This window comes from Pseudomonas oplopanacis (assembly GCF_057128725.1).
Genome location: NZ_JBSKHV010000010.1, coordinates 1 through 26,772, shown reverse-complemented (window position 1 = coordinate 26,772; position 26,772 = coordinate 1). Strand labels below are relative to the sequence as shown.

At 61.2% G+C, this 26,772-nt stretch carries 26 protein-coding genes and 1 pseudogene; 14 read left to right on the top strand and 13 right to left on the bottom strand.

The window, feature by feature from the left end:
* Window positions 1-43 precede the first annotated feature (43 nt).
* On the bottom strand, window positions 44-433 hold the full coding sequence (locus tag ACWKV5_RS19565; RefSeq protein WP_483842630.1) for a c-type cytochrome: 390 nt from the start codon (window positions 431-433) through the stop codon (window positions 44-46).
* A gap of 242 nt (window positions 434-675) precedes the next feature.
* On the opposite strand from ACWKV5_RS19565, the gene ACWKV5_RS19560 reads away from it, so the two are divergent.
* The 3 genes and pseudogenes from ACWKV5_RS19560 to ACWKV5_RS19550 all read left to right on the top strand — a co-directional run bounded on the left by ACWKV5_RS19560 (window position 676) and on the right by ACWKV5_RS19550 (window position 4,322).
* The gene (locus ACWKV5_RS19560) at window positions 676-1,998 is read left to right on the top strand and encodes an alginate export family protein (RefSeq protein ID WP_483842629.1); all 1,323 of its coding nucleotides are present in this window, start codon (window positions 676-678) and stop codon (window positions 1,996-1,998) included.
* A 197-nt stretch (window positions 1,999-2,195) separates the two neighbouring features.
* Window positions 2,196-3,464 (top strand): annotated as a pseudogene (locus ACWKV5_RS19555) (methyl-accepting chemotaxis protein); the annotation flags it as partial.
* Window positions 3,465-3,491: 27 nt separating this feature from the next.
* Window positions 3,492-4,322, top strand: coding sequence for a methyl-accepting chemotaxis protein (locus tag ACWKV5_RS19550; RefSeq protein WP_483842765.1), 831 nt, complete (start codon window positions 3,492-3,494; stop codon window positions 4,320-4,322).
* A 160-nt stretch (window positions 4,323-4,482) separates the two neighbouring features.
* On the opposite strand, the gene srmL is transcribed toward ACWKV5_RS19550, so the two are convergent.
* The gene (gene srmL, locus ACWKV5_RS19545) at window positions 4,483-5,634 is read right to left on the bottom strand and encodes a PheS-related mystery ligase SrmL (RefSeq protein WP_483842628.1); all 1,152 of its coding nucleotides are present in this window, start codon (window positions 5,632-5,634) and stop codon (window positions 4,483-4,485) included.
* 287 nt (window positions 5,635-5,921) lie between these two features.
* Window positions 5,922-6,284, bottom strand: a complete 363-nt coding sequence (locus tag ACWKV5_RS19540) for a DUF6124 family protein (protein ID WP_483842627.1) — start codon at window positions 6,282-6,284, stop codon at window positions 5,922-5,924.
* A gap of 614 nt (window positions 6,285-6,898) precedes the next feature.
* Here ACWKV5_RS19540 and ACWKV5_RS19535 point away from each other — a divergent pair.
* Genes ACWKV5_RS19535 through ACWKV5_RS19525 form a run of 3 tightly spaced genes read left to right on the top strand, consistent with a single transcriptional unit; the run spans window position 6,899 to window position 10,529 of the window.
* The gene (locus ACWKV5_RS19535; RefSeq protein WP_483842626.1) at window positions 6,899-8,224 is read left to right on the top strand and encodes an amino acid permease; all 1,326 of its coding nucleotides are present in this window, start codon (window positions 6,899-6,901) and stop codon (window positions 8,222-8,224) included.
* Window positions 8,217-9,497 carry an aspartate aminotransferase family protein gene (locus ACWKV5_RS19530; protein WP_483842625.1) on the top strand — a complete coding sequence of 427 codons (1,281 nt, stop codon included), beginning with the start codon at window positions 8,217-8,219 and terminating at the stop codon, window positions 9,495-9,497. Before ACWKV5_RS19535 ends, ACWKV5_RS19530 begins: the two co-directional genes overlap by 8 nt.
* 9 nt (window positions 9,498-9,506) lie before the next feature.
* Window positions 9,507-10,529 (top strand): phosphotransferase enzyme family protein, encoded by a 1,023-nt coding sequence (locus ACWKV5_RS19525; RefSeq protein WP_483842624.1) that lies wholly within the window; start codon window positions 9,507-9,509, stop codon window positions 10,527-10,529.
* Between the two features lie 112 nt (window positions 10,530-10,641).
* Here ACWKV5_RS19525 and hpaC read toward each other — a convergent pair whose 3' ends face one another.
* Window positions 10,642-11,154: a 4-hydroxyphenylacetate 3-monooxygenase, reductase component gene (hpaC, locus tag ACWKV5_RS19520; protein ID WP_483842623.1), complete on the bottom strand. Its 513-nt coding sequence runs from the start codon at window positions 11,152-11,154 to the stop codon at window positions 10,642-10,644.
* A 258-nt stretch (window positions 11,155-11,412) separates the two neighbouring features.
* Between hpaC and ACWKV5_RS19515 the strand changes: the two genes are divergently transcribed.
* Window positions 11,413-12,042, top strand: a complete 630-nt coding sequence (locus ACWKV5_RS19515; RefSeq protein ID WP_007945336.1) for a response regulator transcription factor — start codon at window positions 11,413-11,415, stop codon at window positions 12,040-12,042.
* Window positions 12,043-12,168: 126 nt separating this feature from the next.
* On the opposite strand, the gene feaR is transcribed toward ACWKV5_RS19515, so the two are convergent.
* The 9 genes from feaR to ACWKV5_RS19470 all read right to left on the bottom strand — a co-directional run bounded on the left by feaR (window position 12,169) and on the right by ACWKV5_RS19470 (window position 20,140).
* The gene (gene feaR, locus ACWKV5_RS19510; protein WP_483842622.1) at window positions 12,169-13,086 is read right to left on the bottom strand and encodes a transcriptional regulator FeaR; all 918 of its coding nucleotides are present in this window, start codon (window positions 13,084-13,086) and stop codon (window positions 12,169-12,171) included.
* Between the two features lie 152 nt (window positions 13,087-13,238).
* Entirely contained in the window at window positions 13,239-14,186 is a 948-nt protein-coding gene (locus tag ACWKV5_RS19505) for a PDR/VanB family oxidoreductase (RefSeq protein WP_483842621.1), read from the bottom strand.
* A 235-nt stretch (window positions 14,187-14,421) separates the two neighbouring features.
* Window positions 14,422-15,162: an SDR family NAD(P)-dependent oxidoreductase gene (locus ACWKV5_RS19500; protein WP_483842620.1), complete on the bottom strand. Its 741-nt coding sequence runs from the start codon at window positions 15,160-15,162 to the stop codon at window positions 14,422-14,424.
* Between the two features lie 11 nt (window positions 15,163-15,173).
* Complete coding sequence (locus tag ACWKV5_RS19495) at window positions 15,174-15,674, bottom strand: aromatic-ring-hydroxylating dioxygenase subunit beta (protein ID WP_483842619.1); 501 nt, start codon at window positions 15,672-15,674, stop codon at window positions 15,174-15,176.
* Window positions 15,671-16,954 (bottom strand): aromatic ring-hydroxylating oxygenase subunit alpha, encoded by a 1,284-nt coding sequence (locus ACWKV5_RS19490; RefSeq protein WP_483842618.1) that lies wholly within the window; start codon window positions 16,952-16,954, stop codon window positions 15,671-15,673. The genes ACWKV5_RS19495 and ACWKV5_RS19490 overlap by 4 nt, the downstream gene beginning before the upstream one ends.
* Before the next feature lie 32 nt (window positions 16,955-16,986).
* Entirely contained in the window at window positions 16,987-18,108 is a 1,122-nt protein-coding gene (locus ACWKV5_RS19485) for an amidase (RefSeq protein WP_483842617.1), read from the bottom strand.
* A complete protein-coding gene (locus ACWKV5_RS19480; protein WP_483842616.1) occupies window positions 18,105-18,575 on the bottom strand; it encodes a nuclear transport factor 2 family protein in 471 nt (156 codons plus the stop codon). Before ACWKV5_RS19480 ends, ACWKV5_RS19485 begins: the two co-directional genes overlap by 4 nt.
* A 3-nt stretch (window positions 18,576-18,578) precedes the next feature.
* The gene (locus ACWKV5_RS19475) at window positions 18,579-18,950 is read right to left on the bottom strand and encodes a hypothetical protein (protein WP_007945348.1); all 372 of its coding nucleotides are present in this window, start codon (window positions 18,948-18,950) and stop codon (window positions 18,579-18,581) included.
* Between the two features lie 26 nt (window positions 18,951-18,976).
* Window positions 18,977-20,140 carry an acyl-CoA dehydrogenase family protein gene (locus ACWKV5_RS19470; RefSeq protein WP_483842615.1) on the bottom strand — a complete coding sequence of 388 codons (1,164 nt, stop codon included), beginning with the start codon at window positions 20,138-20,140 and terminating at the stop codon, window positions 18,977-18,979.
* Window positions 20,141-20,381: 241 nt separating this feature from the next.
* Here ACWKV5_RS19470 and ACWKV5_RS19465 point away from each other — a divergent pair, with 241 nt between their 5' ends.
* From ACWKV5_RS19465 to ACWKV5_RS19435, 7 genes are all read left to right on the top strand, one after another.
* A complete protein-coding gene (locus tag ACWKV5_RS19465; protein ID WP_483842614.1) occupies window positions 20,382-21,863 on the top strand; it encodes an ATP-binding protein in 1,482 nt (493 codons plus the stop codon).
* A gap of 328 nt (window positions 21,864-22,191) precedes the next feature.
* Complete coding sequence (locus tag ACWKV5_RS19460) at window positions 22,192-23,340, top strand: amine dehydrogenase large subunit (protein WP_483842613.1); 1,149 nt, start codon at window positions 22,192-22,194, stop codon at window positions 23,338-23,340.
* Window positions 23,341-23,353: 13 nt separating this feature from the next.
* A complete protein-coding gene (locus ACWKV5_RS19455; protein WP_483842612.1) occupies window positions 23,354-23,893 on the top strand; it encodes a MauE/DoxX family redox-associated membrane protein in 540 nt (179 codons plus the stop codon).
* Window positions 23,894-23,896: 3 nt separating this feature from the next.
* Window positions 23,897-24,529 carry a methylamine dehydrogenase accessory protein MauD gene (gene mauD / locus ACWKV5_RS19450; RefSeq protein ID WP_483842611.1) on the top strand — a complete coding sequence of 211 codons (633 nt, stop codon included), beginning with the start codon at window positions 23,897-23,899 and terminating at the stop codon, window positions 24,527-24,529.
* 19 nt (window positions 24,530-24,548) lie between these two features.
* Window positions 24,549-25,070, top strand: a complete 522-nt coding sequence (locus tag ACWKV5_RS19445; RefSeq protein WP_218436500.1) for a methylamine dehydrogenase light chain — start codon at window positions 24,549-24,551, stop codon at window positions 25,068-25,070.
* Between the two features lie 226 nt (window positions 25,071-25,296).
* On the top strand, window positions 25,297-25,818 hold the full coding sequence (locus ACWKV5_RS19440) for a cytochrome C (RefSeq protein WP_483842610.1): 522 nt from the start codon (window positions 25,297-25,299) through the stop codon (window positions 25,816-25,818).
* Between the two features lie 173 nt (window positions 25,819-25,991).
* A complete protein-coding gene (locus ACWKV5_RS19435) occupies window positions 25,992-26,573 on the top strand; it encodes a hypothetical protein (protein ID WP_483842609.1) in 582 nt (193 codons plus the stop codon).
* Window positions 26,574-26,772 lie beyond the last annotated feature (199 nt).

The following is a 26,772-nucleotide window of genomic DNA, read 5'->3' as shown; positions in this document are numbered from 1 at the left end:
ACCTGTCATTCAAACGTGGGGGTCAGCCTGAGAATCCGGCTGTTCAGCGTTGTTCTTTGAGATAGCAGACCACTGCCTGACGATCATCAGCGGAGGCCAGCCCCATGTAGGGCATGTAGGTCCCGGGCACATAAGCCTGGGGTTGGGTGATCAATTGCGTGATGGTTTCGGCTTGCCAGGTCACGTCTTTGCTGCGCATCGCCTGGGAGTAGCTGAAGCCTTCGAGCGAGCCGGATTTGCGCCCGACCACGCCCGAAAGGTTCGGCCCCATCATCCCGGCCATGCCTTTGCTCACGGAGTGGCAGACCCCGCATTCATTGGCGAAGACCTGGGCGCCGTGGCCCTGATCCGGCGCGCAGTCAGCGGCAACGACGGTTTGCGCCAGCGCCAGGGTCAGCACACCGATGAGGGAGAATTTCTGCGAAGTGAACATAAGAAAGCGACCTTGAAAATCCGTGAAGGGAAGCGACAGCAGGGTTGAGACGGATTGTCAGCGGTCAGTGACGCGCAGGCTTTGCCCTGCGTGCCAGTCGTGTTGGCTGGCCTGCCAAACCGGGCATTTTGGCAAGCACAGGCAACTCTTTGGCAACCACACAAAAGGCCGAAAAAGTTCCGCGCCTTAGTATCGAAACAGACCTCAACCCTGTGGTCATGAACAAGAATGGATGCCACACCATGCTCAAGTCCCCCTTGCTTCGTCTCTCGACGCTCGCGCTGATGATCAGTGCCTCCCAGGCCCATGCCTACGAACTCTATGCCAATGACGACAGTCATCTGAACGCCACGCTGGAAGCGGTGTTCGGCGCTTTCCACAGCCAGGAAAACTACGCACTGTCGGGCCGTCTCAGTGAAGGTTCCTCGTCCTGGCAAGAGGGCTACGTCAAGTACGGCCTGAGCTTCGACAAAGGCCTGGCCGGTTTTGGTACCGCTTATGGCGCCGGCAACATGCTCAGCTCCGGCACCTGGGGCGACGGCGATGCCGCCGGTTTCAGCGACGGTTCGGAACGCACCACCAAGTTCGAAGACGCCTACCTCGGCTGGCGCTCGGGCAAGTTGTTTGAAGCGATGGGTGATGACGGAATCGACCTGTCCTTCGGCCGCCAGAACATCGTGGTCGGCGACGGCTTCCTGATCGACGGCGACGCGCTGAACATGGGCAAGGGCTTGGCCGACGGCGAATTCAATCGCGGCGGCGCCTACTACCTCGCCGCCCGTAAAGCCTTCGACGAAACCGCCGTGTTGCGCCTCGGTGGCAAACAAGGCTGGCGCAGCGACCTGATGTGGCTGAAGTCGGATAACCGCGCCCAGGCCAAGACTGAAATGTACGTCGGCACCCTTGAGCACGTGGCCGAAGCCGGCACCGTCGGCCTGACCTACATCGACACCACCGATGTCGACGAGCAATACGCGTCCCCGTTGCAAGCTGAACGCGACGGCATGAAGACCTACAGCCTGCGCGCCACCGGCAATGCCGGGGTGAAAAACCTGTTCCTGTCCGGTGAATACGCCGAGCAGGACAAACCGCACACCGGCAACGAAGACGCCTGGTACCTGGAAGCCGGCTGGACCTTTTCCGACGCCCTCTGGACGCCGTATGTCAGCTATCGCTACAGCCGTTTCTCGGAAAACTACGACACGTTGTTCTACGGTTTCAGCCGCGGTTACGGCACATGGTTCCAGGGTGAAGTGGCGGGTAACTATGCCGGGCCGTTCAACAGCAACTCGCGCATCCAGAACGTTTCCATGAAGGTTTCGCCACTGGAAAACCTCAACGTCGGCGTGATGTATTTCAACTACGACACCATCGACCGCAACCTCGGCAACACCGATGGCCACGAGGTGGACCTGTACGCCGAATGGCACGTCAACGAGCACCTGACGGTGATGCCGCTGGTGGGTCTGTACCAGCCGGACAAGAGCGCCGAACAGGGTGGCACCCAGTTGGGCAACAACGACAAAAACCTCTACAGCCAAGTGGTGTTCGCCACTACGTTCTAGGTTTTGTCCGACGCAAATCATCTAGCAACCGGCGCAATCCCTGTGGGAGCGAGCCTGCTCGCGAAGACGGAGTGTCAGTCGACATGTGTGTTGCCTGATACACCGCTTTCGCGAGCAGGCTCGCTCCCACAGGTTGCGCAAGCCTCTACAGATCGCGTTTGCAGCATTAATGTGTTTCAAGGAAAAAGGCCTTTCCAATGCACTCAAGATTTCTGACGATCCAGAGCAAGATCGCCCTGCTCGCCGGCCTCTGCCTGTTGTTGGTGGTGGGGCTGCTGATGGGCTTGTCGCTGTATCAAACTCATCAAAGCAGCCAGCAAGTGGCCAAGGCCAGCAGCGACATGCTCGCCAACGCCGCCAAGGAACACATGCAGGCGCTGGGCACCGTGCAGGCGATGCAGGTGCAACGCACCTTCATGCAGACTCATGAATACGGCCAAGGCTTGTCGCGCTATTTGCTGTACTTGCGGCAACTGCAACAGCAGGGTCATCTGACCCGCCCACAACTGCGCCAGGAGCTGAGCACCCAGCTACACCAGGCCCTGATCGACAAGCCCGACCTGCTCGGGCTTTATGTCATTTTCGAACCCGACGCCCTCGATGGCGCCGACGCCACGTTCGCCAACCAGGCGGACACCGGCAGCAACGAGACCGGCCGCTTCTCCCTGTACTGGGTGCAAAGCAAACCCGGCGAACTGCAAGCGGTGATCGGTGACGAAGCCCTGCTCGCCAACACCTCCCCCGGCCCCAGCGGCGCGCCGTACAACGCCTTCTATACCTGCGCCCGCGACACCCGCCAGGCGTGCGTGCTGGAACCGTATTTCGACGAAGCCTCCGGCAGCCGCAAACTGGTGACCAGCATTGCGTTCCCGCTGATGGACAACGGCAAAGTCATCGCCGTGGTCGGCCTCGACATCAACCTCGCCGCCCTGCAACACAACAGCGAAGCCAGCGCGCATCAACTGTTCGACGGCCACGGGCAGATCAGCATCGTCAGCCCGCGCGGGGTGATTTCCGCCAACAGCCAGGACGTCAGCCGCCTCGGGCAGCCGCTGGACGATGCCCCGGTGATGGACGCGCTGCGTCAGGGCCAAGCGAAAGTGTTTGTCGACCAGCAGCAGATCAACGTCCTCGAACCGCTGGCGCCGATTGCCGGCGCTGCACCGTGGGGCGTGCTGGTCGGCGTGCCGCAAGACGTGTTGCTGGCCCCGGTGACCACACTGCAAAACGAACTCGACGCGCAAGGCGTGCAAAGCACCGCGCTGGAATTATTGCTGGGCGGTGGCTCGGCACTGATTGGGTTGATGCTGATCTGGTATGCGGCGTTTCGCATCACCCGGCCGCTGCAACTGCTGACGCGGGTGATGGAAGATATTTCCCTCGGCGAAGGCGATTTGACCCGGCGCCTGTCGGTGCAATCGCGGGATGAAATCGGCCAACTGGCGACGGCGTTCAATCGCTTTGTCGAACGTATTCATCATTCGATCCGCGAAGTGTCTTCGGCAGCGCTCGGTGTCAACGAAGGGGCCAAGCGTGTGCTGCTCGCCTCCAACTCATCGCTGAGCAACTTCGACGAACAATCGACCCGCACCAACAGCGTCGCCGCTGCGATCAATCAACTGGGTGCCGCCGCGCAGGAGATCGCACATAACGCGTCCGATGCTTCGCAACAGGCTTCGGCTGCGCGGCAACAAGCCGAGGACGGTCGCCAAGTGGTGGAGCGCACGATCCAGGTGATGAACGAACTGTCCGGCAAAATCAGCACCTCGTGCGCCAACATCGAAGTGCTCAACGGCAAAACCGTGAACATCGGGCACATTCTCGAAGTGATCAAGGGCATCTCGCAGCAGACCAATTTATTGGCGCTCAATGCCGCTATCGAAGCCGCCCGCGCCGGTGAAGCGGGACGAGGTTTTGCAGTGGTCGCCGACGAAGTGCGCAGCCTCGCCGGGCGTACGCAAACGTCGGCGGCGGAGATTCAGCAAATGATTGAAGAGCTGCAAATCGGCGCACGCGAATCGGTGACGACCATGACCGAAAGCCAACAGCACAGCGAGGAAAGCGTGAGCATCGCCAACCTGGCCGGTAAACGCTTGAGCAGCGTGACGCAGCGCATTGGCGAGATCGACAATGTGAACCAGTCGGTAGCAGCGGCGACGGAAGAACAGACGTCGGTGGTTGAGGCGTTGAATGTCGACATTACCGAGATCAATACCCTGAATCAGCAAGGGGTGGAGAATCTGCAATCGACGTTGCGGGCGTGTACTGAGCTGGAGCGGCAGGCGGATCGGTTGAATCAGCTTGTGGGTAGTTTTCGGATCTGAGATGGGTGTCGCCTGACCCACCGCCATCGCGGGCAAGCCCGGCTCCCACAGGTTTTGAGGTGATCACAAAATGTTTGAACACTACAAAACCTGTAGGAGCGTGGCTTGCCCGCGATGAACGATGACGCGGAGTTTGAGTGGTTACTGGGGCCGCTCAATGTCAAACATTAGGAAGATCCATTCTATAACCCGCCCCCGGCGCCCCTTCATGCATCGCCGCCTGAATGTCCGCATACAACGCATTCGCCTCAGCGGTAGTGATTGATCGCGAGCAATCACGCAACACCACACGCAAAAGCACGTTTTCCTGGCCCGGCAGCATCCCAAGTCGCTCAATGGCCTGCGAGGGTAAATCCAAGAAATCCCAACGCCCCTTGATCTGCATCTCTTCGATCCAGTCAGAACTATCACCCGCAGCCAGCAACATCCTTTCGGTCAACACTTCTTCGCTTAGCCCCGGCGTTACCGCCAACGAAATGTCACGAGCAATCGACGGCAAACGAGATACCGCAGTCCATGCATTCAGATCATGCATCTGCGCCTGCACTCGCGTGTTCTGATCGCGTAACAAGCGAATATCCGGGATGCCTTTGCGTAACATGGTCAGTCGATCCAGTCCCATTCCAAGTGCCAGCCCCCCATGACGCAGCGGGTCGATCTTCAAGCGTTCCAGCAAAGACCTCGCAATACGACCGCATTCCAGCACTTCGACTTGTGCACCGTCATTCAATACATTCACTTCAATTCCGCCCTCTGTGTAGTGATGAGGACTGTCGCTGTAGACCCAGTTTTTTTCAGGAACGGCGGAATTGAGAATATCGCCAACCAGACGCAATAGATGCTCATGCGTGGACAGTTCCGGATCACCCAGCACCCAGATATCCATTTGATGTGGTTCAGCACAATGCCAACGATCCCGACTATCGCGACGGAAGGTAATTCCCGGCGCAGCGAGCAAGATCATCTGCCCCGGTTGCCGCATTTGAGCGGCTCGCTGAAGCGCTGCTGGAATCTGACTGGTGGTTTGCGTGCGTAATAGCGAGCACTCATCGACCCAACGTGTATGTTCACTCCCGAGCGTGACTTCTGCCGGGTCATAACCGAGCAAACCGTAATTTTCCTCAGCAGACACAATCCTCGGCCCTGTCTGCTGTTGAGCTTGGGGCCAGCCTTTTTCAGCGAGTCCTTGGAGGACTTCATTCAGCAGCAGCCGGACGGCGTGATCGGGAGTGCTTGATTCGGTTAGATCAACCATTAACAGGGCTTGTTTGAGTGCACTGTCCGTAACGGTTTTCCTTGAAGACTTATCCATACTCTTTCTCTCGACAATGGGTCCTTGCGGACAAAGTACACAGCCGTTGGGGTGTTAAGTCGCAGAGTGAGGAAAATCAGAAGGTGCTGACAGGACGGTCTTACATAGGGGCGTGCAGTATTGGAATGCGTTGATGTGTCGGTCTTGATTCACTTTTGACGGAGGTGATGCCATCGCGGGCAAGCCACGCTCCCACAGGTTTTATAGTGTTCAATCATTTTGTGATCACCTCAAAACCTGTGGGAGCCGGGCTTGCCCGCGATGAACGATGACGCGGTCTCAGCGTATTACTTCGGCACCTCAACGTTATCCATCATCCGGTTCGCCGCCAGTTCCGCCAGCATGATGATCTGCTGGATCGCCATGGCCGTGTGCCGATGCGGCCCTTCCAGGTACCCCGCGAAATCGCTGGTCATGACACTGGCCTGGGCCAAGGTCTCACAGGTGTGGGCCAACAGGTCTTCGTCCCGCAGATTCGGTGCGAGCATGAACATCGTGCTGGGTTTGCGGGTGGCCGGGGATTTGATGGCGCCGGGGTTGAGGTAGTGATCGAGGGCGCGTTCGGCGGCTTCGTGGAATTTCTTTGAATCGACTGATTCGTAGGGGGATGCCGGATCTGTGTCTGGCGGATTTGGCGTTACCTTGAACATATTTACCTTCGTCCTTATCGGGCAGCCACGCCTCGCTACTAATACGAGGGGTGGCGGCTGTACACAGGTTAGTAGACCGGGAACGAAGGCAAAGCCGGCGCGTCCGAGGACGCCCTGCGCACAGCCACCATCAAATACAGGCATGGAAATACCTGTCTGACAGACACTTGTGCAGCCTTCAAATCCTCGGGCTACTAAACCCGATCACTGAGAATCAGTGACGGGAATCAAGTTACCGAGGGCGTCCAAAGCGCACAAGCCGGCGGATTCTGGCGTAGTCGTAGGCAATGGCGCAAGGCGTTGTAGCTTTCCGGAAGTATCCTTAAACACCTTTAAACAGCACTGCGAACGGGCACCGCTTTCGCGAGCAAGCCCGCTCCCACAGTTGACCGCGTTGTCCGGCCCTACGCGGTCCAATGTGGGAGCGAGCCTGCTCGCGAAGAACGATAACGCGGTCCCCCTGAGCACCCCCCCAACCAATTCTGGCATCCACAAACAACCAGATGGCATACGCACAAACAAGCCCCACCCCCACCCCCGCGTAGTATCAAAACCGATCCCCTTTTCTACCCCCCAAAAACAACAAATCGACCCTAGGGTCGCGGGAGACTTCTGTGCTTAAGAAAAGTGCGTTGGGCTGGCCAAAGATTGCCGGCCTCGGAATTGCGTTAGTGGTGGCCGGGCAGTTCTCCGGCTGGAATTTCGGCTTGATGGCCGGCGGCTGGATGAACATGCTGATCGCCACGGTGTTGATGGCGCTGCTGTGCGGCGGGTTGGCGTTGTGCGTCGCCGAACTGTCGACCGCATTGCCCAGCGCCGGCGGCGTGTTCGTCTATGCCCAAAGCGCCTTCGGGCCGTTTGTGGGTTACCTGGTCGGCGTCGCCTGCGCGATAGCGCTGACCATCGGCACCGGTGCGGCGGCCACCTTCATTTGCGCCTACACCGAATCGATTTTCGGCCTCGGTGGCTGGCCGGTGAAAATCGCCTTGTTCGCGGTGATTATCGGCATCCACCTGCGTGGTGTCGGTGAGGCCATGGGCCTGACCATGATCGCGGGCGTTATCGCCGTCGTCGCGCTGCTGACCTTTGGCGTGGCCATGGCGCCGCACGTCGAAATGGCGAACCTGTTGACGATGCCGGCGGCCCTGACCGGCCCAGCCGTCAGCCTCGGCGGGATCTTCGCGTGTGTGCCCTTCGCGATCTGGCTGTTCATCACCGTCGAGCAGACGGGCTCGGCGGCGGAAGAAGCGCATAACCCTGGCCGCACCATGCCACGGGGCATCCTCGCCGCCATCGGCACCTTGCTGGTGACCGCGTTGGTGGTGTTGGTCTGCGCACCGGGCGCCGGTGGCGTCGAACTGGTCGGTTCTGCGGGCGATCCGCTGTACGCCGCGATGACCAGCACCAACGTCTACGGCGACGCTTCGTGGCTGGCCAAGGTAGTGGGTTGCGGCGCGGTGTTCGGGTTGATCGCCACGTTCTTCTCGCTGATCTACGCCGCCTCGCGCCAGTTGTTTGCCATGGCCCGCGACGGTTTGTTCCCGCAGTGGCTGGGCAAGACCGGCAAGCGCGGCACGCCGTTCCCGGCCTTGCTGCTGATCGGTGCGATCGGCCTGCCGATGTCCGCCGTCGACCCGGCCACAGTGATGCTCGCGGTCGTGCTGCTGCTCAACGTCTGCTACCTGTTCATTTTCGGCGCGTACCTGCGCATCAAAAGCAGCCAGCCTGACCTGCCGCGCCCGTTCCGTCTGGCCGGCGGCACCGTGGTGGCGTGGCTGGGCCTGGCCCTGACGCTGGTGGTGATCGCTGCCTGTTTCCAACTCGACATGATGATGCTGATCGCCCTGGCGGTGACCTTCGTCCTGTGCATTTTCAACTTCCTGCTGCGCGCCCGGATGCCCGCCCGCAGCGCCGACCTTGAGGTTCCAGACCATGCCTGAAGACACGCTCCTGCAACGCCGCCATCGCGTCCTTGGCAGCGCTTCACCGTTGTTCTACGACAAGCCGTTGCACCTGGTGCGCGGTGAAGGCGTGTGGCTGTACGACGTCGACGGCCAGCGCTACCTCGACGTCTACAACAACGTGCCCTGCGTCGGCCATTGCAACCCGCACGTGGTCGAAGCGATGCACCGTCAGGCGATGACGCTGAACATCCACACCCGCTACCTCGACGAGCAAGTGGTGCGATACGCCGAACGCCTGACCGCAACCTTCGCCGAGCCGCTCGACACCGCGATGTTCACCTGCACCGGCAGCGAAGCCAACGAACTGGCGCTGCGCCTGGCGCGCTTCGCCAGCGGCGGCACCGGCATCATCGTCAGCGATTACAACTACCACGGTAACTCGGCCTCGTTGGCCGAAGTGACCACCGCGTTGCCGTCGCCGGAACCGTTCGCCGCCCATGCCCGCGCCGTGCCGATTCCGTGCCTGTACCACGCGCCCGCCGGCACCACTGAAGCGCAATTGGCGGAGGAATATGCCGCCAATATCAAAGCCGCCATCGCCTCGATGCAGGCGCAAGGCATTCGCCCTGCCGCGCTGCTGATCGACACGCTGTTCGCCAACGAAGGCTTGCCACGGCTGCCGGCGAGTTTCGTGAATAAAGCCGCTGAGTTGATTCGCGCGGCGGGCGGTTTGTTCATTGCCGATGAGGTGCAATCCGGCTTCGGCCGCACCGGCGATCACCTGTGGGGTCATCAGGCCCACAACGTGGTGCCGGACATCGTCACCCTCGGCAAACCAATGGGCAACGGCTACCCCCTGGCCGGGCTGATCACCAGCAAGGCCTTGGTCGAATCGTTCGGGCGCAGCGCCATGTACTTCAACACCTTCGGCGGTTCGCCGGTGGCGGCGGCGGTTGGTATGGCGGTGCTGGATGTGATTGAAGAGCAACAGCTGCTGCGCAACGCGCAATCCGTCGGCGCCTATGTGCAGCAGCGCCTGCAAGGGCTGGCCGGCAAGCATTCGATCATCGGTGATGTGCGCGGCAAAGGGTTGTTCTTCGCCATGGAACTGGTGCGCGACCACGCCAGCAAGGAGCCTGCCGGCGCGGAAGCACGAAAAGTGGTGAACGACATGCGTGAAAACGGCGTGCTGATCAGCAAGATCGGCGCCGGCGACAACATTCTCAAACTGCGGCCGCCGCTGGTGTTCAACCGCGACCACGCCGACCTCTTCGTTGACACGCTAGACCGCGCCCTGAGCGCTCTTTGAGGCCTTGTCATGACTGAATTCCACACCCTGAGCCACGACCAGCAAGTCGCCAAACTGCACGACCTCGCCCGCCATGCCCTGCAACAGTGGGACGGCAAGTTTGGCGAGATCGAACTGGTGAAATTCCGCGAAAACGCGGTGTTCTCGGCCCGGCGCGAGGACGGCCAGCGCGTCGCCCTGCGCATCCACCGCAACGGCTATCACTGCGAAGCGGCGCTGCGTTCCGAGCTGCAATGGATGGAAGCGCTGGCCACCGCTGGCATCACCGTGCCGCAGATTATCCGCGCGCGTAATGAGCAACATCTGGTCGAAGTGCTGCATGCCGACATCGGCGAACCGCGCCACATCGACATGCTCGCCTGGCTGCCGGGTGCGACGGCGGGCACCTCTGAAGCCGGGGTGCAGGCGGATACGGAGATTGATTTTCTGTTTGCTGAAGCGGGCGCAATTGCCGCGCGCATTCACTCGCATGCGGCGAGTTGGCAGCAGCCGGACGAGTTTGTGCGGCATGCCTGGGATGAGGACGGATTGATCGGTGCCAATCCGTTTTGGGGGCGGTTCTGGGAGTTGGAGCAGCTCAGCGATGACCAGCGTTCACTGTTGCAACACGCTCGTCGCCAAGCGCGCAACGACCTGCGTCGTTACGGGCGGCACCTGGACAACTTCGGCATGATTCACGCGGACCTGGTGCCGGAGAATCTGCTGATTGAAGGCCCGCAGTTGAGGTTGATCGACTTTGATGATGCGGGGTTTGGCTGGCACATGTTCGAGCTGGCGACGGCGTTGTATTTCTGCCTGGATGATCCGCGCTATGAGCAGATCAGAGCGGCGTTGCTGGCCGGGTATGACGCGGTCAAGCCGCTGACCGAGGCAGACCGTGCGACGTTGGCGTTGTTTCTGATGCTGCGCGGCACCACGTACCTGGGCTGGATTCACACCCGCAAAGGCACGCCGACGGCGATTGAGATGGCGCCGATGTTGATTGAGCGGGCGTGCTTGTTGGCCAGGGAATATCTGCAACAGGTGCGGTGACTGGCAGACCGCTTTCGCGAGCAGGCTCGCTCCCACATTGGTCCGCGTCCGTCCGGACAACTCGGTCAAGTGTGGGAGCGGGCTTGCTCGCGAAGAACGATAACGCGGTGTATCAGCAAACCGCCCCCGCATGCTCCAGCCGATGAAACAACCGGTTGAAATACACCAGGCTGTCCCTCTGTGCTCGCACACCGACATTCGACAGCTCAACAAACATCACCGAATGCGACCCGACTTCCTTGCACTCGGTGATTCGCCCTTCCAGCTGCACCAGCGCATCGCGCAGCAACGGCACGCCCGTGTCGCCTTCGTCCCACAGGTCCCAGGCAAAACGTTCGGCCATCGTCACCTGGGTCATGCCGGCGAAGTGGCGGGCCAGTTCTTCCTGTTCGCCGCACAGCACGTTGACGCACAAGTGGCCGTTGGTGCGGAACACGTCGTGGGTGGCGCTGTTGCGGTTGACGCAGACCAGCACGGTCGGCGGCGAATCGGTGACCGAGCACACCGCGCTGGCGGTGATGCCGCATTGTCCGCCGGGGCCGTTGGTGGTGATGATGTTCACCGCAGCAGGCAGCTGCGCCATGGCGTTGCGAAAGTCGATTTGCTGCTGGCTCAGGTCGGCCATGTCGATGCCCCTTCCTTCAGGAGGACCGTCGTTGCGCGGTCCTTGGTGATGGAACAAGACTAAGGCCCCAGGCGGCCCGCAACCATTCTGACGATCCCCATGGCGAGGTGGGCTTTCCGCTAGTCGACTAGGTGGTTTCTTTATCGTCAGCGCCCTTCGCAGTGGGTATCCTGCTTTGAGGCGCCAACATAGGCGCAAGTCCGCCGCAGCGTGCACGCGTGCGATAACAATAAATAGAATTTCTCGTGGCAGTCCCTGATGGAAACCCGCAAACCGATTGTTTACATCGTCGATGACGACAAAGACCTGCGAACCTCGCTCGCCTGGTTGCTGGAGTCAGTCAGTGTGCAGGCGCAATGCTTTGCCGGCGCTGAAGAGTTTTTGAGCCAGTACGACCCCAAACAGCCGGCGTGCCTGGTGCTGGACGTGCGCATGCCGGAGACCAGCGGCTTTCAGTTGCAGGAGATCCTCAACCAGCGTGGCAGCACGTTGCCGACGATTTTCGTGTCGGCGCATGGCGACATTCCGATGTCGGTCACGGCGATGAAAAACGGTGCGCTGGATTTCGTCGAGAAGCCGTACAACCCGCAACAGATGATCGACCGCATTCAGGCCGCGCTGAAGACCGCCGTGCATGCCCAGGCCGATCAGCAGCAGCGCCAGAACCTGCAAGGCAAGCTCGCGCTGCTGACCAGCCGGGAACGGGAAGTGTTGATGCTGGTGATCGATGGCAAGGCCAGCAAGGTGATTGCCCGGGAGCTGAACATCAGCGTGAAGACCGTTGATGTGCACCGGACCAAGATCAAGGAAAAGATGGGCGTGAGCAGCATTGCCATGCTGGTGCGCGAGGTGCTGCATTTGCCGGTGGATGAGCCGGCGCGGCACTGAACCTTAATCTTCGGCGATCATCAGGCCGCCTTCGCGAGCAGGCTCGCTCCCACAGTTGACCGAATTGTCCGGACGGACGCGGTCAAAATGTGGGAGCGAGCCTGCTCGCGAAGAACGATAACGCGGTCAGTGGCTATAGCGCTTGCGGTACTCGCCCGGCGACACACCGAAGCGGGATTTGAACGCCGAGGAAAAGTAGCTGGAATCCGAAAACCCCCACGCATAGCACAACGCCGATAGCTTCTGCTCAACGTCAGAGCGGCGCAGGTTTTCCGCGCAGAAATCCAGGCGCCGGTGCTTGATGTATTGCGCCACCACCAGCCCGCGCTTGGAAAACATCCGGTACAACCCACGCACCGAAATCCCCACCTCACGGGCAATCAGCTCCGGGCACAACTCTTCGCTGCTGATGTGCTCGTCGATGTAGGCGATGGTTTTGCGAAACTGCCGCTCATGAGCGTCGGCGCCGACGTCGCGAGCGCTGATACCCGGCAACAGCAGGCTGACCAGCGCATCGAGCACCGCTTCGCTTTCCTGCATGTCGAGGCTTTGTTGCTGGCGGGTTTCCAGGACCATGCGGTTGGCCAACGCTGCCAGTGGCGTGTTGGCCGCAATGCGCGTGGCGCAGTTGACCGCGTTGAAGTGCGAACCACGCTGCACCACCTGGCGCGGCAGGATCAGCGACAACTGCCGGGAGTCCTCGTTATAGGTCATGTCGCTGGGACGGCAAGCGTCGATCAGCGCGATGTCGCCACAGCCCAATAACGCGCGGTTGTCGCCCTGTTCGAGTTGCGAACTGCCACGCAGCTGGAACACCGCGTAGTAGTGGCCGTCGCTGCTGGTACTCACGTCTTTGCTGGTGCGATACAAATGCACGTGGGCCATGTCGACCACACTGAGGTTGATCGCGCCACTGCGGTACTCCGCCAGTTCACCGTAGAAATTCGCGTCCAGTGCGCGGGCGTCGAAGCGCCCACAGGCCTGATTGACCTGGCTTAACCAACTTTCGAATGCATCGTTGCGCACCGCCGAAGTAGTACTCATGACCGCAGGGCCTCACGTCAGTTTTATTGTTATTTTTCGATCGCTTCGTCGAGCGGTTCGATTAATTCCGGGTACTGACCGTCACCTCCCTGGACGGTCGTGGGGCGCCGATTTAATCGACTCCCACGCAATGTTTCCAGGGGTTTCGCCCCTTACAGGTCCAATACCAGACGAGCGGAAAGCGCTCGCGAAACGCAGGCGCAAATTTGCTTGTTGCCCGCCTTCTCCTTACTCGACAAACAGTTGTCGCGGTGTTCCGGAACCCCGTCCAGCACCTCGACGATGCAGGTACCGCAGATGCCTTCGCGGCACTCGGTGTCGATGTCGCAGCCGTGGGCCTGAAGCACGTCGACCAGGCTGGTATTGGCCGGGATTTGCAGCACCACGCCGGAGCTGGCCAGTTCCACTTCAAAACCGCCACTCGGGCCGGCATTGGCGGCGGGATCGGCCTGGAAATGCTCCAGGTGAATCGCGTCTTCGCTGCGGCTGCGGGCGGCGACTTCCACCACTTTGTTCATGAACGGCGCCGGGCCGCAGGTGTAGACGTGGGCGGCGCTGCCGGCCTGAGCCAGGCTTTGGGTCAATGCCGCGTCCATGTCGGCGGGTTCGACGCCGTAATGAAACTGCACATGATCGGCGAATGTGCTGGCCAACAGCGCAGAAAACGCGGCGTACTCCGGCGAACGGGCGAAATAGTGCAGGCGATAGGGCTGACCACTGTCTGCCAGTCGATAAGCCATGCTCAGCAGCGGCGTGACACCGATGCCGGCGGCAAACAGTACGTGCTCGGTGGCGGTCGGGTCGAGGCGGAACAGGTTGCGTGGCGCACCCATTTCCAGCTCCATGCCCTCCTCCACCTCGTGCAGGGCGGCGGAACCACCGCGCGACTGCGCTTCTTTTTTCACCGCCACCAGATAGGCGCGGCGGTCCTGCGGCGGACTGCACAGCGAATACTGGCGGGTCACCCCGGTCGGCCCGGTCAGGTCGACATGCGCCCCCGGTTCATAACTGTCGAGCGGCTGACCGTCACTGCGCACGAGGCGAAAGGAACGGATATCCAGCGCTTCGTCGACGATCCTTTCGATCCTCACCTTCATCATTGCATCACCTGAAATACGGTTGATTCGATTAATTCTTGGGTCCGGCAAAGCTTTTGTGGCGAGGGGGCTTGCCCCCGTTCGGCTGCGTAGCAGTCGTAAAATCTGTGCTTTCGCCGAGATCTTGGGGCCGCTTCGCGACCCAACGGGGGCAAGCCCCCTCGCCACAGGTAATCCCCTTCAGCAATGGCAAGCCCCATGAACACAGACAAGCTCCCTCGCCACAGTTGATTGCGTGTCAGCGCATGAACAACCCGCCATTGATGTCCCAGCACGCGCCGGTCACCGAGGCGGCGTGGTCGGCAATCAATAGCAGGACGCTGTCGGCGATGTACTCGGGGGCGCCGAGGGTGCCCGCCGGGATCATCTTCAGAATCTGCTCCAACCTTTCCGGCGCCACGGTTTCGCGCACGATCGGCAGGTCCAGCGGCCCCGGCGAAATGCTGTTGACCGTCACGCCCTGCGGCGCCAGTTCACGGGCGAAGACCTTGGTCAGCGTCGCAACCCCGCCCTTGGCCGCCGCGTAATGCGCGCCCGTGGCGGTGCCGCCGTTCTGCCCGGCGAGCGAGGCGATGTTGACGATGCGACCAAAACCGCGCTCGGCAAAGTGCGCGCCGAACACCTGACAGGCGACAAACGTGCCGCGCAGGTTGATCGCCATCGACTGGTCGAACTCCTCGGGCGTGATCTCCATCAGCGCCGCGACTTTCGATTGACCGGCGTTGTTCACCAGAATGTCAGTACCGCCCCAACGCTCGGCGAGCAGGTCACGGGCGCGGACAAAATCGGCCTTGTTGCGCACATCCAGCTCGATGGCCACGGCCGTTGCACCGCTGCCGTCAAGCTCCGCTGCCAGCCGTTGCACGCCATCGAGGCGCACATCAGCGAGTGCGACGCGATAGCCTGCCGCGTGCAGACGACGGGCGATGCATTCGCCGAGACCGCGCGAAGCGCCGGTCACCAGGGCTACTCGGTTCATGGTGTTGGCCCTCACAGCAGGAAACCGAGCGCGCTGAGGCTGTCGGTGGAGTTGATCAGGCGCACGACCTTGCGTTCCAGTTTCGCCACGCCATCGACGAAGCGAATGCGGTGATTGAGGTCGGCCACGAACGGCGTGTGTACCCCGCGTTTGTAGGCGTACAGCAACTGCGCGGAGTTGACTTCAACGAGGTCGCCGACCGCTTCCACCAAACGAAAACGCGAAATCGTGCGGATGGTTTTCGCCGCGTCCACCGCCGACGGCGAGTAGCCGGCGGTCAGGCGTTCGATGCGCAAGTCACGCATGCGCGCATCGTCGTAGGCGTAGTTGAGTGTGGCTTCAAAGTCTTCGGTGTCCGGGTCGATCGGCACGATGTACTTGCCGCTGTCGCTCCACAAGGTCGCCCATTCGGCGTAGTTCTTGTGGTCGAGCAGCTCGGCTTCGCGCCAGATGAATTCGATGGCCTGGGCCAACGGGCCGGAAAAACCGTTCAGGGTGTCGTGATTGCTCATTGGCTCATCATCCTTTTCCACATGTCGTAGGCACCGCGCATGCCGCCCTCGTCGGTGGCGTGGCTGACCTTGTCGCCGTTCTCGGCGGTGATTTCGCGGTTCAAGCCGCGGTTGACCAGGATGGGCGCGTCGACGCCGGCGTACGAACCGCGCTGCACGCGGTCCCAGGCTTCGGCATCGTCGGGGCTGCCGAAACCGAACGGGCCCTGGAAGTGTTCGTGAATGCGCATGCGTTCGCGGTTGGCGATTTCCGGGCCGCCGTCCATGCCGAGGGCGACGTGGCGGATCTCGGTTTCAGTCACCGACACCGGGCGCAGCACGCGGAAGAACGACATCGACATCGCCACGTTCGGGAACAGGTTCAGGTTGAACCCGGCGCCGTGCAGCGAACGCACGATGCGGCGCACCTGATCCGCGGGCATTGTTTTCGACAGTTCTTCAGTGACGTGGACGAAGCGCTCCTGCAACTGTTCGGTGCCGTCGTCGTGATCCAGATCGACGTGCTCCGGCACCATCACCATCACGCTGTGGCCATTGCCCAGCGAGTGCGTGACCGCTTGTTCGTCGGTCATGAACGAGAGCATTTCCGAGGTTTCTTCATCCACCGACGACATGAACGACTTGTGCACGATCGGGAAGTGATAACCGTCGGTGGTGTTTTCCAGCTGGATTTTCCAGTTGCCCTTGAAGCTGAACTTGTGTTCGCCCTGGGTCTTGATCGGGTAGCCGGCGCCCTGCTTCATGAACAGGTCCATCCAGTGTTTGGCGCCGCCGAGGAAGTCTTCCAGCGGTTCGATCTCGTCGTTGTAGCTGGCGAAGACCATGCCGGCGTAGCTTTCGACGCGCAGGCTGGTCAGCGGCAGCTCGGACTTTTCCAGAATGCCTTCGTAGCCGTCCGGGTACGGCAGCGCACGCAGTTTGCCGTCCAGGCCATACGACCAGCTGTGGTACGGGCAAGTGAAACCGGTGGCGTTGCCTTTGTGTTTTTCGCACACGGTGGCGCCACGGTGGCGGCAGCGGTTTTCCAGGACGTTGATGGTGTTCTTCTTGTCGCGAACCACGATCACCGGGCGACGGCCGATGGTCGCGGTCTTGAAGTCGCCGCTGTTGCGCACTTCGCTTTCGTGCGCCACCCACACCCAGGTGCGGTAGAAAATCTTTTCCAGCTCGGCTTCGAACAGCGCCGGATCGTTGTACAGCGAGACGTCGACGCGGTCGTGACTGACCAGTTCGTCGGGGCTTTTCGATGATGCGATCAGCCGGTATTCATGAGTGCTCATGCGGTTCTCCTCATGGCTTTTATGATTTGTTTTCAGGGGTGCATGCTGTGTTGAAGTTGCGCGCCAAAGGCGCAGACCACTTCGTCCTGACCTTTACGGCCGACAATCTGCAGGCCGACTTTCAGCCCGCCGCAATCCAGTTCCACCGGCACCGTCAGCGCCGGATGGCCGCTGAGGTTGAACGGCCGAACCAGCGGGGTCATGCCGGCCACGGCTTTGCTCGCGCTGCGCGCTTCGACCAGCGTGGGCGGCAGGCTCGGCATCGTCGGCAACAACAGCACGGCGAACTGCTCCAGTGCGGCGTCCACTTGCTGGCTGAAACGCGCACGGACTTTCTCCGCTTGCGCCAGGTCGGCGGCGCTGGTGCGGCTGGCAGCCAACAGGCGTTGCTCGACGTCCGCACCAATCAACCCTTTGCCGGTGAGGTGGCCGAACGCGGCCCAGTTTTCAAAATTGATCACGGTCAAACCGGCGGCGAACGCTGCTTCGAATTCGCTCAGGTGCAGGTTGCTGCGGCGCCAGCCAGCACGGTCGGCGGCGGCACCGAGGCTCGCTTGCAGGTGCGGATCGCAGTCGACTTCGAGGAAACCGACGCAGGCGTTGCCCGACGGCAAGCCCTGAACCTGAAAACCGGGGCAGATCACTTGCATCGCGGCGATCAGGTCCGCCATGTCGGCAGCGAACGGCCCGACGCAATCGAGGCTGGATTCGGCTGGATGCGCGCCGATTCGGCTGACTCGGCCGTAAGTCGGCTTCAACCCGGCAATGCCGCAGCACGCCGCCGGCACACGCACCGAGCCGCCGGTGTCGGTGCCAATGGCGATGTCCGCCAGACCGGCCGCGACAGCAGCGGCCGAACCGCTGGAGGAACCACCCGGCACCCGATCCGGTGCTTGCGGGTTGATCGGCGTGCCAGTCCAGTCGTTGATGCCGGTGACGCCAAACGCCAGCTCGTGCATGTTGGTTTTGCCAACGATTTGCCAGCCGGCGTCGAGGATTGCGTCGACGACGTCGGCGTTACGGGTGGCCGGTGCCGCCTCGGCAAACGCGCGGCTGCCGGAACGGGTCGCGTGCCCGGCAATGTCGATGGAGTCTTTGATCGCGACCCGTTTGCCGCTGCCACCGAGTAAAAATTCGCTGATAAACGTGCTCATGCGCCCAACCCCGTGTTGAACAAGCGTTGCGTACGGAAATGCGCGATCAGCCAGACGCCGTCGACACAGCGGAAATCGATGTTCAGGCGCGTGCCGAACAACTCGCTGCGGCCATCGTCGTAGGTGGAAATCTGCTGCATGATCCACTGCCCTTGGGCCTTGTTGCCGTCGACCACAATCGACTCGCTGGTGAGGTAATGCAGGTTCAGGCGAAAGTGCTCCGAAGGCGGCAGGTAACCGCCGACAAATGCCGCGATCGCCTCACGCCCCAGGTGCTGGCCGAAGGTCTGCGCGGTCTGGCTGCCGACGCCTTCCCAGATCGCATCGACGCAGAACAGCGCGGCCAGGTCGCGAACATGGGTCGGCGCCCTCGGCACGTCGCACAGGTCCATGTAGCGCGCCATCAAGCGGCGCACCTGGCTCTCCCCTTCCAGCGTTGCAAGTCGCTGCAGCAAGGCCTCGTTCATGGCTTAAACCTTGGCTGCGTCAGGGATGGTCAGCGGACGACCGATGCGCGCTTCGACCTTGGCGTAGCGCCACAGGCTGTATTCGTTGACTGGCGTGGTGCGGAACAGGTTGCAGGCATCGATCACCGATTGGTGGCAGTCGACGTCGGCCATGATGTAGACGGTCCACGGCGAGGTCGTGGACGGGCCGACCATCAAGCGGTCATCGTCCATCGCGCCCAGCACGGTGATGCCCGGCATGGCGCCGAGCGAGCCCATCATCTGGCTGAAGCCTTTCCACACACTCAGGCCTTCGCCGGTGGGCAGGTCGAAAAAGTTTTGGGTGATGCCGATGCAGAAGACGACGCGCAGTGGTTCTTGAGTGGTCTGGGTCATGGAATTTGATCCTTGGAATAGTGGGTTCAGATGTAGCCAGGGAATGGCGGTACGCCGAGGAACACCGAACCGGCGCCGTCGTACAGGCCTTCGCTGAGAAATGCGTGCTGGGTGACCACCATCGAATCGCGCAGGTAGCGCTGCAACGGATGGCGCAGGTAAATCGCAGTGGTGCCGGCGAGGCTGTAAGCGCTCTGCACCACGGCCGCACCGGCCTGGGACACGTGAATCGCGGACAGGCGCAACAGGCTGGTTTGCTCAGGCGTGACCGGGTGGCCGGCCAGGATCGAGTTCCACACCTGCTCGGTGGCGTTGTAGAAGAAGCCACGGGCGGCAGCCAGTTGCGCTTCGGCCTTGGCGATTTCGATGCGCACGTAAGCGCGGTCGGCCATTTTCGGTGCGCCGGTGATGCCGCTGCCGGCCGCCATACGGCTCACTTCATCAAGAGCAGCGCGGGCCAGGCCGAGGTTGACCACGGCCAGCACTTGCGCGGCGTAGGCAATCGACGGGTAGCGGAACAGCGGCTCATCAATGGTCGCAGCCCCGCCCCGGATAAACGTCCAGCGCTCATCGACGTGTTTGTCGGTGACGCGCAGGTCGTGGCTACCGGTGCCTTTGAGGCCGACCACGTCCCAGTTTTCAACGATCTCGACCTGATCGGCACGGAACACCGCAGTGCGCGGCTTGCCACCGGCAGCGCCGATGCCGACACCGAGCAGGTCCGCGCCTTTGCAGCCGCTGGCGAATTTCCAGGTGCCGTTGACCTGCCAACCACCATCGACCGCTTCAGCAGGCTGCAACGGGAACAGGCCGCCAGCGAACACCAGATCCGGGCTGTCGGCGTAGATTTCAGCCAGCGTTTCCGGTGGCAACGCGGCGAGATACACCCCGGCGCTGCCGAAGCTCGCGACCCAGCCAGCGGAACCGTCGGCTTCGGAGATGCGTTCGATCATCTGCAGGAACAGCGCAGGCGCCAGCGCATCGCCGCCGAAGCATTTCGGCGTGGCGGCGCGGTAGATACCGACCTGTTTGAAACGCTCGATCATGTCCCGTGGCACGTGGGAGCCGGCGTCGAATTCATCGCGGCGTTGGCGCACTTCATCCAGCACGCGCTGAAATTCCTGGCGGTGGACGCTGGTGTCGTCGACGCCTGGCAGAGGGTCTTTCTGCGCGGTAGCTGAACGCAGCATGGGCTTGATCTCCGTTGACTTGTTATTAGACGGAGCCTGCCTTGGGGCGGGGCGACCGTTGATGGGTTCAGTGTAAAAACCGCATCCGCTCGCCACTATTGGGGCGTGTAACCCCAAGGCTAAAGAAAACCCCTAGCCCGCCCCCGGTTACCTCTGAGCGCATCGCCGGGCGCAAGCCGGTATAAAACGCCATACTTCGACTTCATCTGTAGTCGACCCCTCTGCCGCCAAGGGCTGCGCGATGTATCTGCCAAAACCGAACGACTTCTACGCCCTGATCGAAGCCATGCCGCTGTGCATCATTCTTCACGATGCGCACAGCAAGGAGATCCTGTGGGCCAACGCCGCCGCCCTGACGGCGCTGGGGTTTACCCTGGAAGAATTGACGCCGCTCAAGGCCCCGGACATGACCAGCGATGCGCCGCAGTACCGGCGCTCGGTCGGCTTGCGTTGGCTGGAAGGCGCGGCGCGCACCGGTCAGCGCGCCATCGAGTGGTGTTATCGCTCCAAGCAAGGCGTGGAAATTCTCTCGGAAGCGGTGGCGACGCTGGTGCACCTGGACGGTCGTGATGTGTTGATGGTGCAGTTCCGCGACATCTCCAAGGAAGACAAGGTCAAGCGCGACCTCAAGCGCTTCGAAAGCCGCCTCAAGGCGTTTATGCAAGATTTGGCCGAGGGCGTTGCGGTGCTCGGGCCGCAGGGCGATATCCGCTTTATCAGTGAGTCCGCCGCGCAACTGCTCAACAGCGAGGATCAGCCGCTGATCGGCGAAAACTTCCTCGACTGGTGCGACGAGACTTCACGCCAGCGCCTGCTGCAACAGTTGTCCTGCGAGCAGCCGGAACATGCGCCGTTCAGCGTTCACTACCACTTGCAGCGGCGTGACGGTGAATGGCGCTGGCACCATGCGACGTGCCGCTATATCGAGATCGAGGACGATCTGGTCGGGCATTTGCTGCTGTTCCGCGATGTCACCGAACAGGTGCGCGCCGAGGAAGCCCGGCGGGTCAGCGAGCAGAAACTGGAGTACCTGGCGCGCTACAACGCCATGGGCGAGATGGCCGTGGCGATTGCCCATGAGCTGAGTCAGCCGCTGGCGGCCACGCGTAATTTCATTGAAGGCGCGGTGATTCGTCTGGGCAAGGATCAAGGCACCGATCAAGGCGTGGCGTGGGGTTTGCAGAACGCGGTGCGGCAAATCGAGCACGCGTCGGTGATCATCAAGAGCGTGCGCGAATACGTGGTCAAGCTGGAGCAATCCGAAGAGCTGATCGACCTCAATGAGCTGCTGCGCGAGACCCAATATTTCATCAGCCTGCGTGCCGACCCGAGCCGGATCAAGGTCGAGATCGTGACGGGTCCTGAACCGTTGCTGATCAGTTGCGAGAAGGTGTTGATTGGTCAGGTGATCCTGAACCTGGCCTTTAATGCCATTGAAGAGATGAGCGATTTGCCGCCGGAGCGCCGCGTGTTGCGGATTCAGGCGAGCCGTGACGATCAGGTTGCGCTGGTGCGGGTTGAGGATCGCGGACGCGGGATTCAGGCGCTGGAGCAGGACAAGCTGTTCGACGGGTTTTTCTCTTCAAAAGTCAGCGGCAACGGCATTGGCCTGGCGCTGTGCAAAAACATCATCGGCCGCCATCGCGGGGACATCTGGGCGCAAAACCTGGAGCCTTGTGGGGCTGTGTTCACCTTCTCCCTTCCCCTCGCTACTCCCGCCTGACGCCTGTAAAGGCACCCATCGATCTGTTGAACACGACGCGACCCCTGTGGCGAGGGGGCTTGCCCCCGTTCGGCTGCGAAGCAGTCGTAAAAATCTGCGTTCCGGCCGAAATCTTTGGGGTCGCTTCGCAACCCAACGGGGGCAAGCCCCCTCGCCACAAAAAGCCGAAAACCATGGGTTTGTGGGGTGTCAGTGAGACTGGCACAGACACACAACCACTTGGCAGCCACAGCAATTCTCGGCTTTTCCCGGCGAGGCAGAATCGAATTGTAAAAATCTGCCCAAGCACCCGCGATCTGCGTGAATAACAATTCAGGGAGTTCCCCTAATGCGAACCAACAGGATCAACGTACAGTCAGCGCTAGGTCTGAGCCTGCTTGTACTCGGCTTGAACAGCGCCCGTGCGGACCTGCCGGCCGACACCATCGGCCAGACCGTCCTGGCGTTTCCGCCGGAAGTCCATCGTGCGTTTATCGTCGACGTCGAATTCGAAAGCTTCGTGGCGGGCCGCGTCACCGTGGTCGACCCCGACAAAAAACGCGTGCTCGGCATGGTGCCGACCGGTTTTGCCGCGCCATCGACACTCAGCCGCGACAAGAAAACCCTCTACAGCGCCGACATTTTCTATTCGCGCGGCACCCGCGGCACCCGCACCGATGTGCTGACCGCGTGGGACACCTCGACCCTGGCGCCGGCCTGGGAATTGTTGATCCCGACCAAGCGCGCCGAGTCGTTGACCCAGCGTTTCGGTATCGGTACCAGCGGCGATGACCGCTTCGTCTACGTCTACAACTTCACCCCGTCGACCTCGGTGACCGTGGTCGACACGCAAACCAAAGCCGTCACCGCCGAACTGGCGATTCCGGGTTGCGTGCTCAATTACCCCGTCGGCAACCGCCGCTTCGCCTCGCTGTGCGGCGATGGCAGCTTGCAGGTGATCACGCTGAACGATCAGGGCCTGGAAACCGCGCGCACCCGCACGCCGTTCTTCGACCCGAACGCCGAGAAGCTCAACGAGCGCGCGGTGAACGTCGGCGACACCTACTACTTCACCACCACGACCGGCACGGTTCGCCCGGTGGATTTCTCCGCCGACGCGCCGAAGATCCTGCCGTCGTGGTCGCTGACCACCGACGAGGAAAAGAAAGCCGGTTGGGCACCGGGTGGCTGGCAGCTGATGGCCGTGGCGCCGAAGCTCGACCGCTTGTACGTGTTGATGCACGACGCGCACGAACCGATGAAGTGGGAAGACCCAAGCACGCTGATCTGGGCGTATGACCTCAAGACCCACAAGAAAGTCGCGACCCTGGAAGCGCCGGTACCGGTGTGGAGCATGCAAGCGACGGGCGACGACAAGCCGCTGTTGCTGGGTGCCGACGTCGAAGGCGGCTTGCAGATTTTCGACCTGAAGACCAACAAGCTCACCGGCAGCATGCCGAAAGTCGCGAAAACCGCGACTCAGGTCATGAGCTACTAACCGAGGTTCGGCCATGCACTTCGATCCGATCTTCATCATTGCCAGCGCCCTCACCATTGCGGTGTTGCTGGCCAGTGCCGCGACGCACAAGGTGCGCGCGCCGGCACGTTTTGCCAAACAGTTGGCGGACTACCAACTGTTGCCCCAGGCGCTTGTGCGCCCGGTCGCCCGTGTGATTCCAGCGGTAGAGCTGATAATCGCATTTGCGCTGCTGGTGCCGGTCAGCCGGTATTGGGCAGCGTTGACGGCGGCCGGTTTGATTGCGCTGTACGCCGCCGCCATCGGCATCAACCTGTGGCGCGGTCGCCGCGACATCGACTGCGGCTGCGCCGGCCCGGACCAGGCGCAACCGTTGCGCCCGATCCTGTTGCTGCGCAACAGCGTGCTGGTGGGCGTGGCGCTGCTGGCCAGTGTGTCGCCGCTGGCTCGCGACCTGGGTTTTTTCGATGGCTTCGTCACCGTTGCCGCCAGCGCTGTGGCGCTGCTTCTGTACGCCGCAGCCGATGGCTTGCTGGCGAACTCCCCTCTTCTGCTCAAACTGATTGGTAGGTGATCAATGGAAGGCTTAATTGTTTCCAACGTTTTGCTCTGGATTTTGCTCGCGGCCGTGGCGTTCGCCGTCATGGGCCTGGTGCGTCAGATTGGTGTCTTGCACGGCCGCCTGGCCCCGGCCGGCGCGCTGATGATGGACAAAGGCGTGGCGGTCAACGAAGCCGCGCCGCAAGTCACCGCCTCCGACCGTAACGGTCGTCCGGTGAACTTCGGCTATGCCGGCGAAAAGAACCAGCTGCTGTTCTTCCTCTCGCCAACCTGCCCGATCTGCAAATCGCTGTTGCCGGCGATCAAATCCATCGCCAAGGAACAGGCTGATCGCCTCGACGTTGTGTTCATCAGCGACGGCGACATGGACGCCCAACAAAAGCTGATCCGCGAACACAAACTCGAAGACGCCACTTATGTCGTCGGCCCGGAAGTCGGCATGACCTATCAGATCGGCAAGCTGCCTTACGCCGCCCTGATCGACAAAACCGGCACCCTGCGCGCCAAAGGCCTGGTCAATTCCCGCGAGCACCTGGACAGCCTGTTCGAAGTCGAGCACCTGAAAAAATCCACGTTGCAGGAATACCTCAACAGCCAGCCGCAACCCCATGGCCACAACCATGACCACAGCCACGGCCATAGCCACTGATTAAGGCAGGGAGACTTTTATGAAACTGCTGGACTTGTTGTTCGAGCGCTCGACCCGTCGAGTGGCCGACACCACCTCGCGCCGCAAACTGCTGTCGCGCATGGGTTCCCTGATGGTCGCGGGCGCTGCACTGCCGCTGCTGTTGCCGCTGGACCGCACCAGCAAGGCGCTGGCGGCCGACAACCCGAAAGCCGGTGACCCGGGTGATCCGAACAGCTGCGACTACTGGCGCTACTGCTCCATCGACGGCTTTCTGTGCAGCTGCTGCGGCGGATCGGTAACGTCCTGCCCACCGGGCACCGAAGCCTCGCAAGTGACCTGGATCGGCACGTGCCGCAACCCGGCCGATGGCAAGGACTACATCATTTCCTATAACGACTGCTGCGGTAAGCAAAGCTGCGCCCAGTGCGCCTGCACCCGTAACGACAGTGAAGAACCGGCCTACCGCCCGTTCAACAACAACGATGTGAACTGGTGCCTGGCCGCCAAATCGCACATCTATCACTGCACCGTTTCGATCATCCGTGGCGTCGCCGTTTAACGCGCATTGCCGCCGGTTGCTCACGCAATCGGCGGTTTTTTTGTGTGCCCTAACGCGATCCCTGTAGCAGCTGGCGAAGCCTGCGTCCGGCTGCGAAGCAGTCGTAAACCCGGTGAACAAGGTCTTCCTGAAGAACCGCGTGCGCTGATTTTACGACTGCTGCGCAGCCGGACGCAGGCTTCGCCAGCTGCTACATAAACGTGTGTTTACCGAAGAGGTGCTTGTCATGCGTAGGTTGCTATTTCTCGGTCTGGTGTGCGTCATGGCTGCCCCGCTCGCCTATGCCCGGGCCATTCCAAACCCGGCGCAGCGGCATGCGCCGGGCAACGAAGAATTGCAAAAACCCATCGCCCAGGCCGGTTACAGCGTGGGCGTGAACTATCAGTTGCAATGCGCCGGCTGCCATTTGGGCAACGGCATGGGCTCTGCCGCCAATGACACCCCTCGGCTCACCGGGTTCGTCGGCAACTTCCTCAAGGTCCCGGGCGGGCGTGAGTTTCTGGTGCGGGTGCCGGGCATGTCGCAATCGGCACTGAACAACGCGCAACTGGCTGACCTGCTCAACTGGTTGATGCGCGAAGACGGTCTGGCGGGCAAAAGTACGCCGGCGAATTACCAGCCTTACAGCGCTGAAGAAGTCGCGGAACTGCGGCACAAGGCGATGCTGAACCTGCCGGGCACCCGGGCAGAGTTGATCAAGGCCATGCGTGCGCAAGGGATCGCGATTGAAGATGGCATGAATTATTGAATCCGGGCGTCGCAATGACGCCTGACTGAAAATGAGTGGCATTTCGGCCATTTTCTACGTTTTTTTTGCAGCCAGACTTCATATCGCCCCCAGCCTTCTAGACTCATCGAATCAAGTGGAGCCACGCTCCGTGCGCTTTTCACTACGCTGATGAAAAACAAGGAAAAAATAACTTGAAGGCTTCGGCAATCTGTTTCGCCGGCAGCGTGCTGTTTTCGGTGGGTGCTTCTGCCACCGGGATCATTCCTGTCTTCGACCTGGATTTCACCCGGTCAGCCGATCAGACCCTGAAGAAGCTCAACATCAACGACGCCTGCATTGTCGCGGCGCCAGACCCCGTCGCGTTCACCTATTGCCGGGAAGGCTCGACCACCCTGTGGAAGTATCAGGCTGTTGACCTGGAACAGTCGGCGATCCACGTGGGTGCCCGGCAGCCCAATATGCAGACCGGGCAAATCAGCGTGCTGGAAGTCAACAGCGCGGCGTGCCTGGAGGAAATGCAGTCCGACGCTAAACCGGCCATGGTGTGCAGGGCGATACTCAGCCTGGTTGTGCTGATTCTGCTGATTGGCTTGCGATACACCTACAAGGTCATTCGCCACCACTACGATCAACGCTCGGCGTTATCGGACCCCTTCTGGCAACCACCGCTCGAGCCTGTGCCGCCGGCGCACCATGCCATGGGCAAGGCATTAGGCGCATTTGCAATCGCCGGGTTGCTGGCCCTCGTTTATTGCTGCTGCGCCGTTATCTGACCTCGACTGCCCCGCTGAACCCGCGCACTGCAGGATGAAAATCCGCCTCTCCCAATTTCAAAAACAACGACAGCCCGTACCTCTGTGCGACAAGCCTTATCCCTCCACGAAAATTACTTTCGCCTCGTTTGAAAATCACCTCTCGAAATGTTTTAAGAGTTTCACAATCCATTCGACGTGACCCTTTCGAGGAGTACCG

Excerpts from the sequence above, each read along its gene's own strand:
- ACWKV5_RS19480 (WP_483842616.1), bottom strand. The coding sequence starts at position 18,575 with ATGAACGAGGCCTTGCTGCAGCGACTTGCAACGCTGGAAGGGGAGAGC.
- ACWKV5_RS19565 (WP_483842630.1), bottom strand. The coding sequence starts at position 433 with ATGTTCACTTCGCAGAAATTCTCCCTCATCGGTGTGCTGACCCTGGCG.
- mauD (WP_483842611.1), top strand. The coding sequence starts at position 23,897 with ATGGAAGGCTTAATTGTTTCCAACGTTTTGCTCTGGATTTTGCTCGCG.
- ACWKV5_RS19515 (WP_007945336.1), top strand. The coding sequence starts at position 11,413 with ATGGAAACCCGCAAACCGATTGTTTACATCGTCGATGACGACAAAGAC.
- ACWKV5_RS19505 (WP_483842621.1), bottom strand. The coding sequence starts at position 14,186 with ATGATGAAGGTGAGGATCGAAAGGATCGTCGACGAAGCGCTGGATATC.
- ACWKV5_RS19530 (WP_483842625.1), top strand. The coding sequence starts at position 8,217 with ATGCCTGAAGACACGCTCCTGCAACGCCGCCATCGCGTCCTTGGCAGC.
- ACWKV5_RS19490 (WP_483842618.1), bottom strand. The coding sequence starts at position 16,954 with ATGAGCACTCATGAATACCGGCTGATCGCATCATCGAAAAGCCCCGAC.
- hpaC (WP_483842623.1), bottom strand. The coding sequence starts at position 11,154 with ATGGCCGACCTGAGCCAGCAGCAAATCGACTTTCGCAACGCCATGGCG.
- ACWKV5_RS19460 (WP_483842613.1), top strand. The coding sequence starts at position 22,192 with ATGCGAACCAACAGGATCAACGTACAGTCAGCGCTAGGTCTGAGCCTG.
- ACWKV5_RS19470 (WP_483842615.1), bottom strand. The coding sequence starts at position 20,140 with ATGCTGCGTTCAGCTACCGCGCAGAAAGACCCTCTGCCAGGCGTCGAC.
- ACWKV5_RS19465 (WP_483842614.1), top strand. The coding sequence starts at position 20,382 with ATGTATCTGCCAAAACCGAACGACTTCTACGCCCTGATCGAAGCCATG.
- ACWKV5_RS19445 (WP_218436500.1), top strand. The coding sequence starts at position 24,549 with ATGAAACTGCTGGACTTGTTGTTCGAGCGCTCGACCCGTCGAGTGGCC.
- ACWKV5_RS19455 (WP_483842612.1), top strand. The coding sequence starts at position 23,354 with ATGCACTTCGATCCGATCTTCATCATTGCCAGCGCCCTCACCATTGCG.
- ACWKV5_RS19540 (WP_483842627.1), bottom strand. The coding sequence starts at position 6,284 with ATGTTCAAGGTAACGCCAAATCCGCCAGACACAGATCCGGCATCCCCC.
- ACWKV5_RS19495 (WP_483842619.1), bottom strand. The coding sequence starts at position 15,674 with ATGAGCAATCACGACACCCTGAACGGTTTTTCCGGCCCGTTGGCCCAG.
- ACWKV5_RS19475 (WP_007945348.1), bottom strand. The coding sequence starts at position 18,950 with ATGACCCAGACCACTCAAGAACCACTGCGCGTCGTCTTCTGCATCGGC.
- feaR (WP_483842622.1), bottom strand. The coding sequence starts at position 13,086 with ATGAGTACTACTTCGGCGGTGCGCAACGATGCATTCGAAAGTTGGTTA.
- ACWKV5_RS19560 (WP_483842629.1), top strand. The coding sequence starts at position 676 with ATGCTCAAGTCCCCCTTGCTTCGTCTCTCGACGCTCGCGCTGATGATC.
- ACWKV5_RS19485 (WP_483842617.1), bottom strand. The coding sequence starts at position 18,108 with ATGAGCACGTTTATCAGCGAATTTTTACTCGGTGGCAGCGGCAAACGG.
- ACWKV5_RS19500 (WP_483842620.1), bottom strand. The coding sequence starts at position 15,162 with ATGAACCGAGTAGCCCTGGTGACCGGCGCTTCGCGCGGTCTCGGCGAA.
- ACWKV5_RS19440 (WP_483842610.1), top strand. The coding sequence starts at position 25,297 with ATGCGTAGGTTGCTATTTCTCGGTCTGGTGTGCGTCATGGCTGCCCCG.
- ACWKV5_RS19525 (WP_483842624.1), top strand. The coding sequence starts at position 9,507 with ATGACTGAATTCCACACCCTGAGCCACGACCAGCAAGTCGCCAAACTG.
- srmL (WP_483842628.1), bottom strand. The coding sequence starts at position 5,634 with ATGGATAAGTCTTCAAGGAAAACCGTTACGGACAGTGCACTCAAACAA.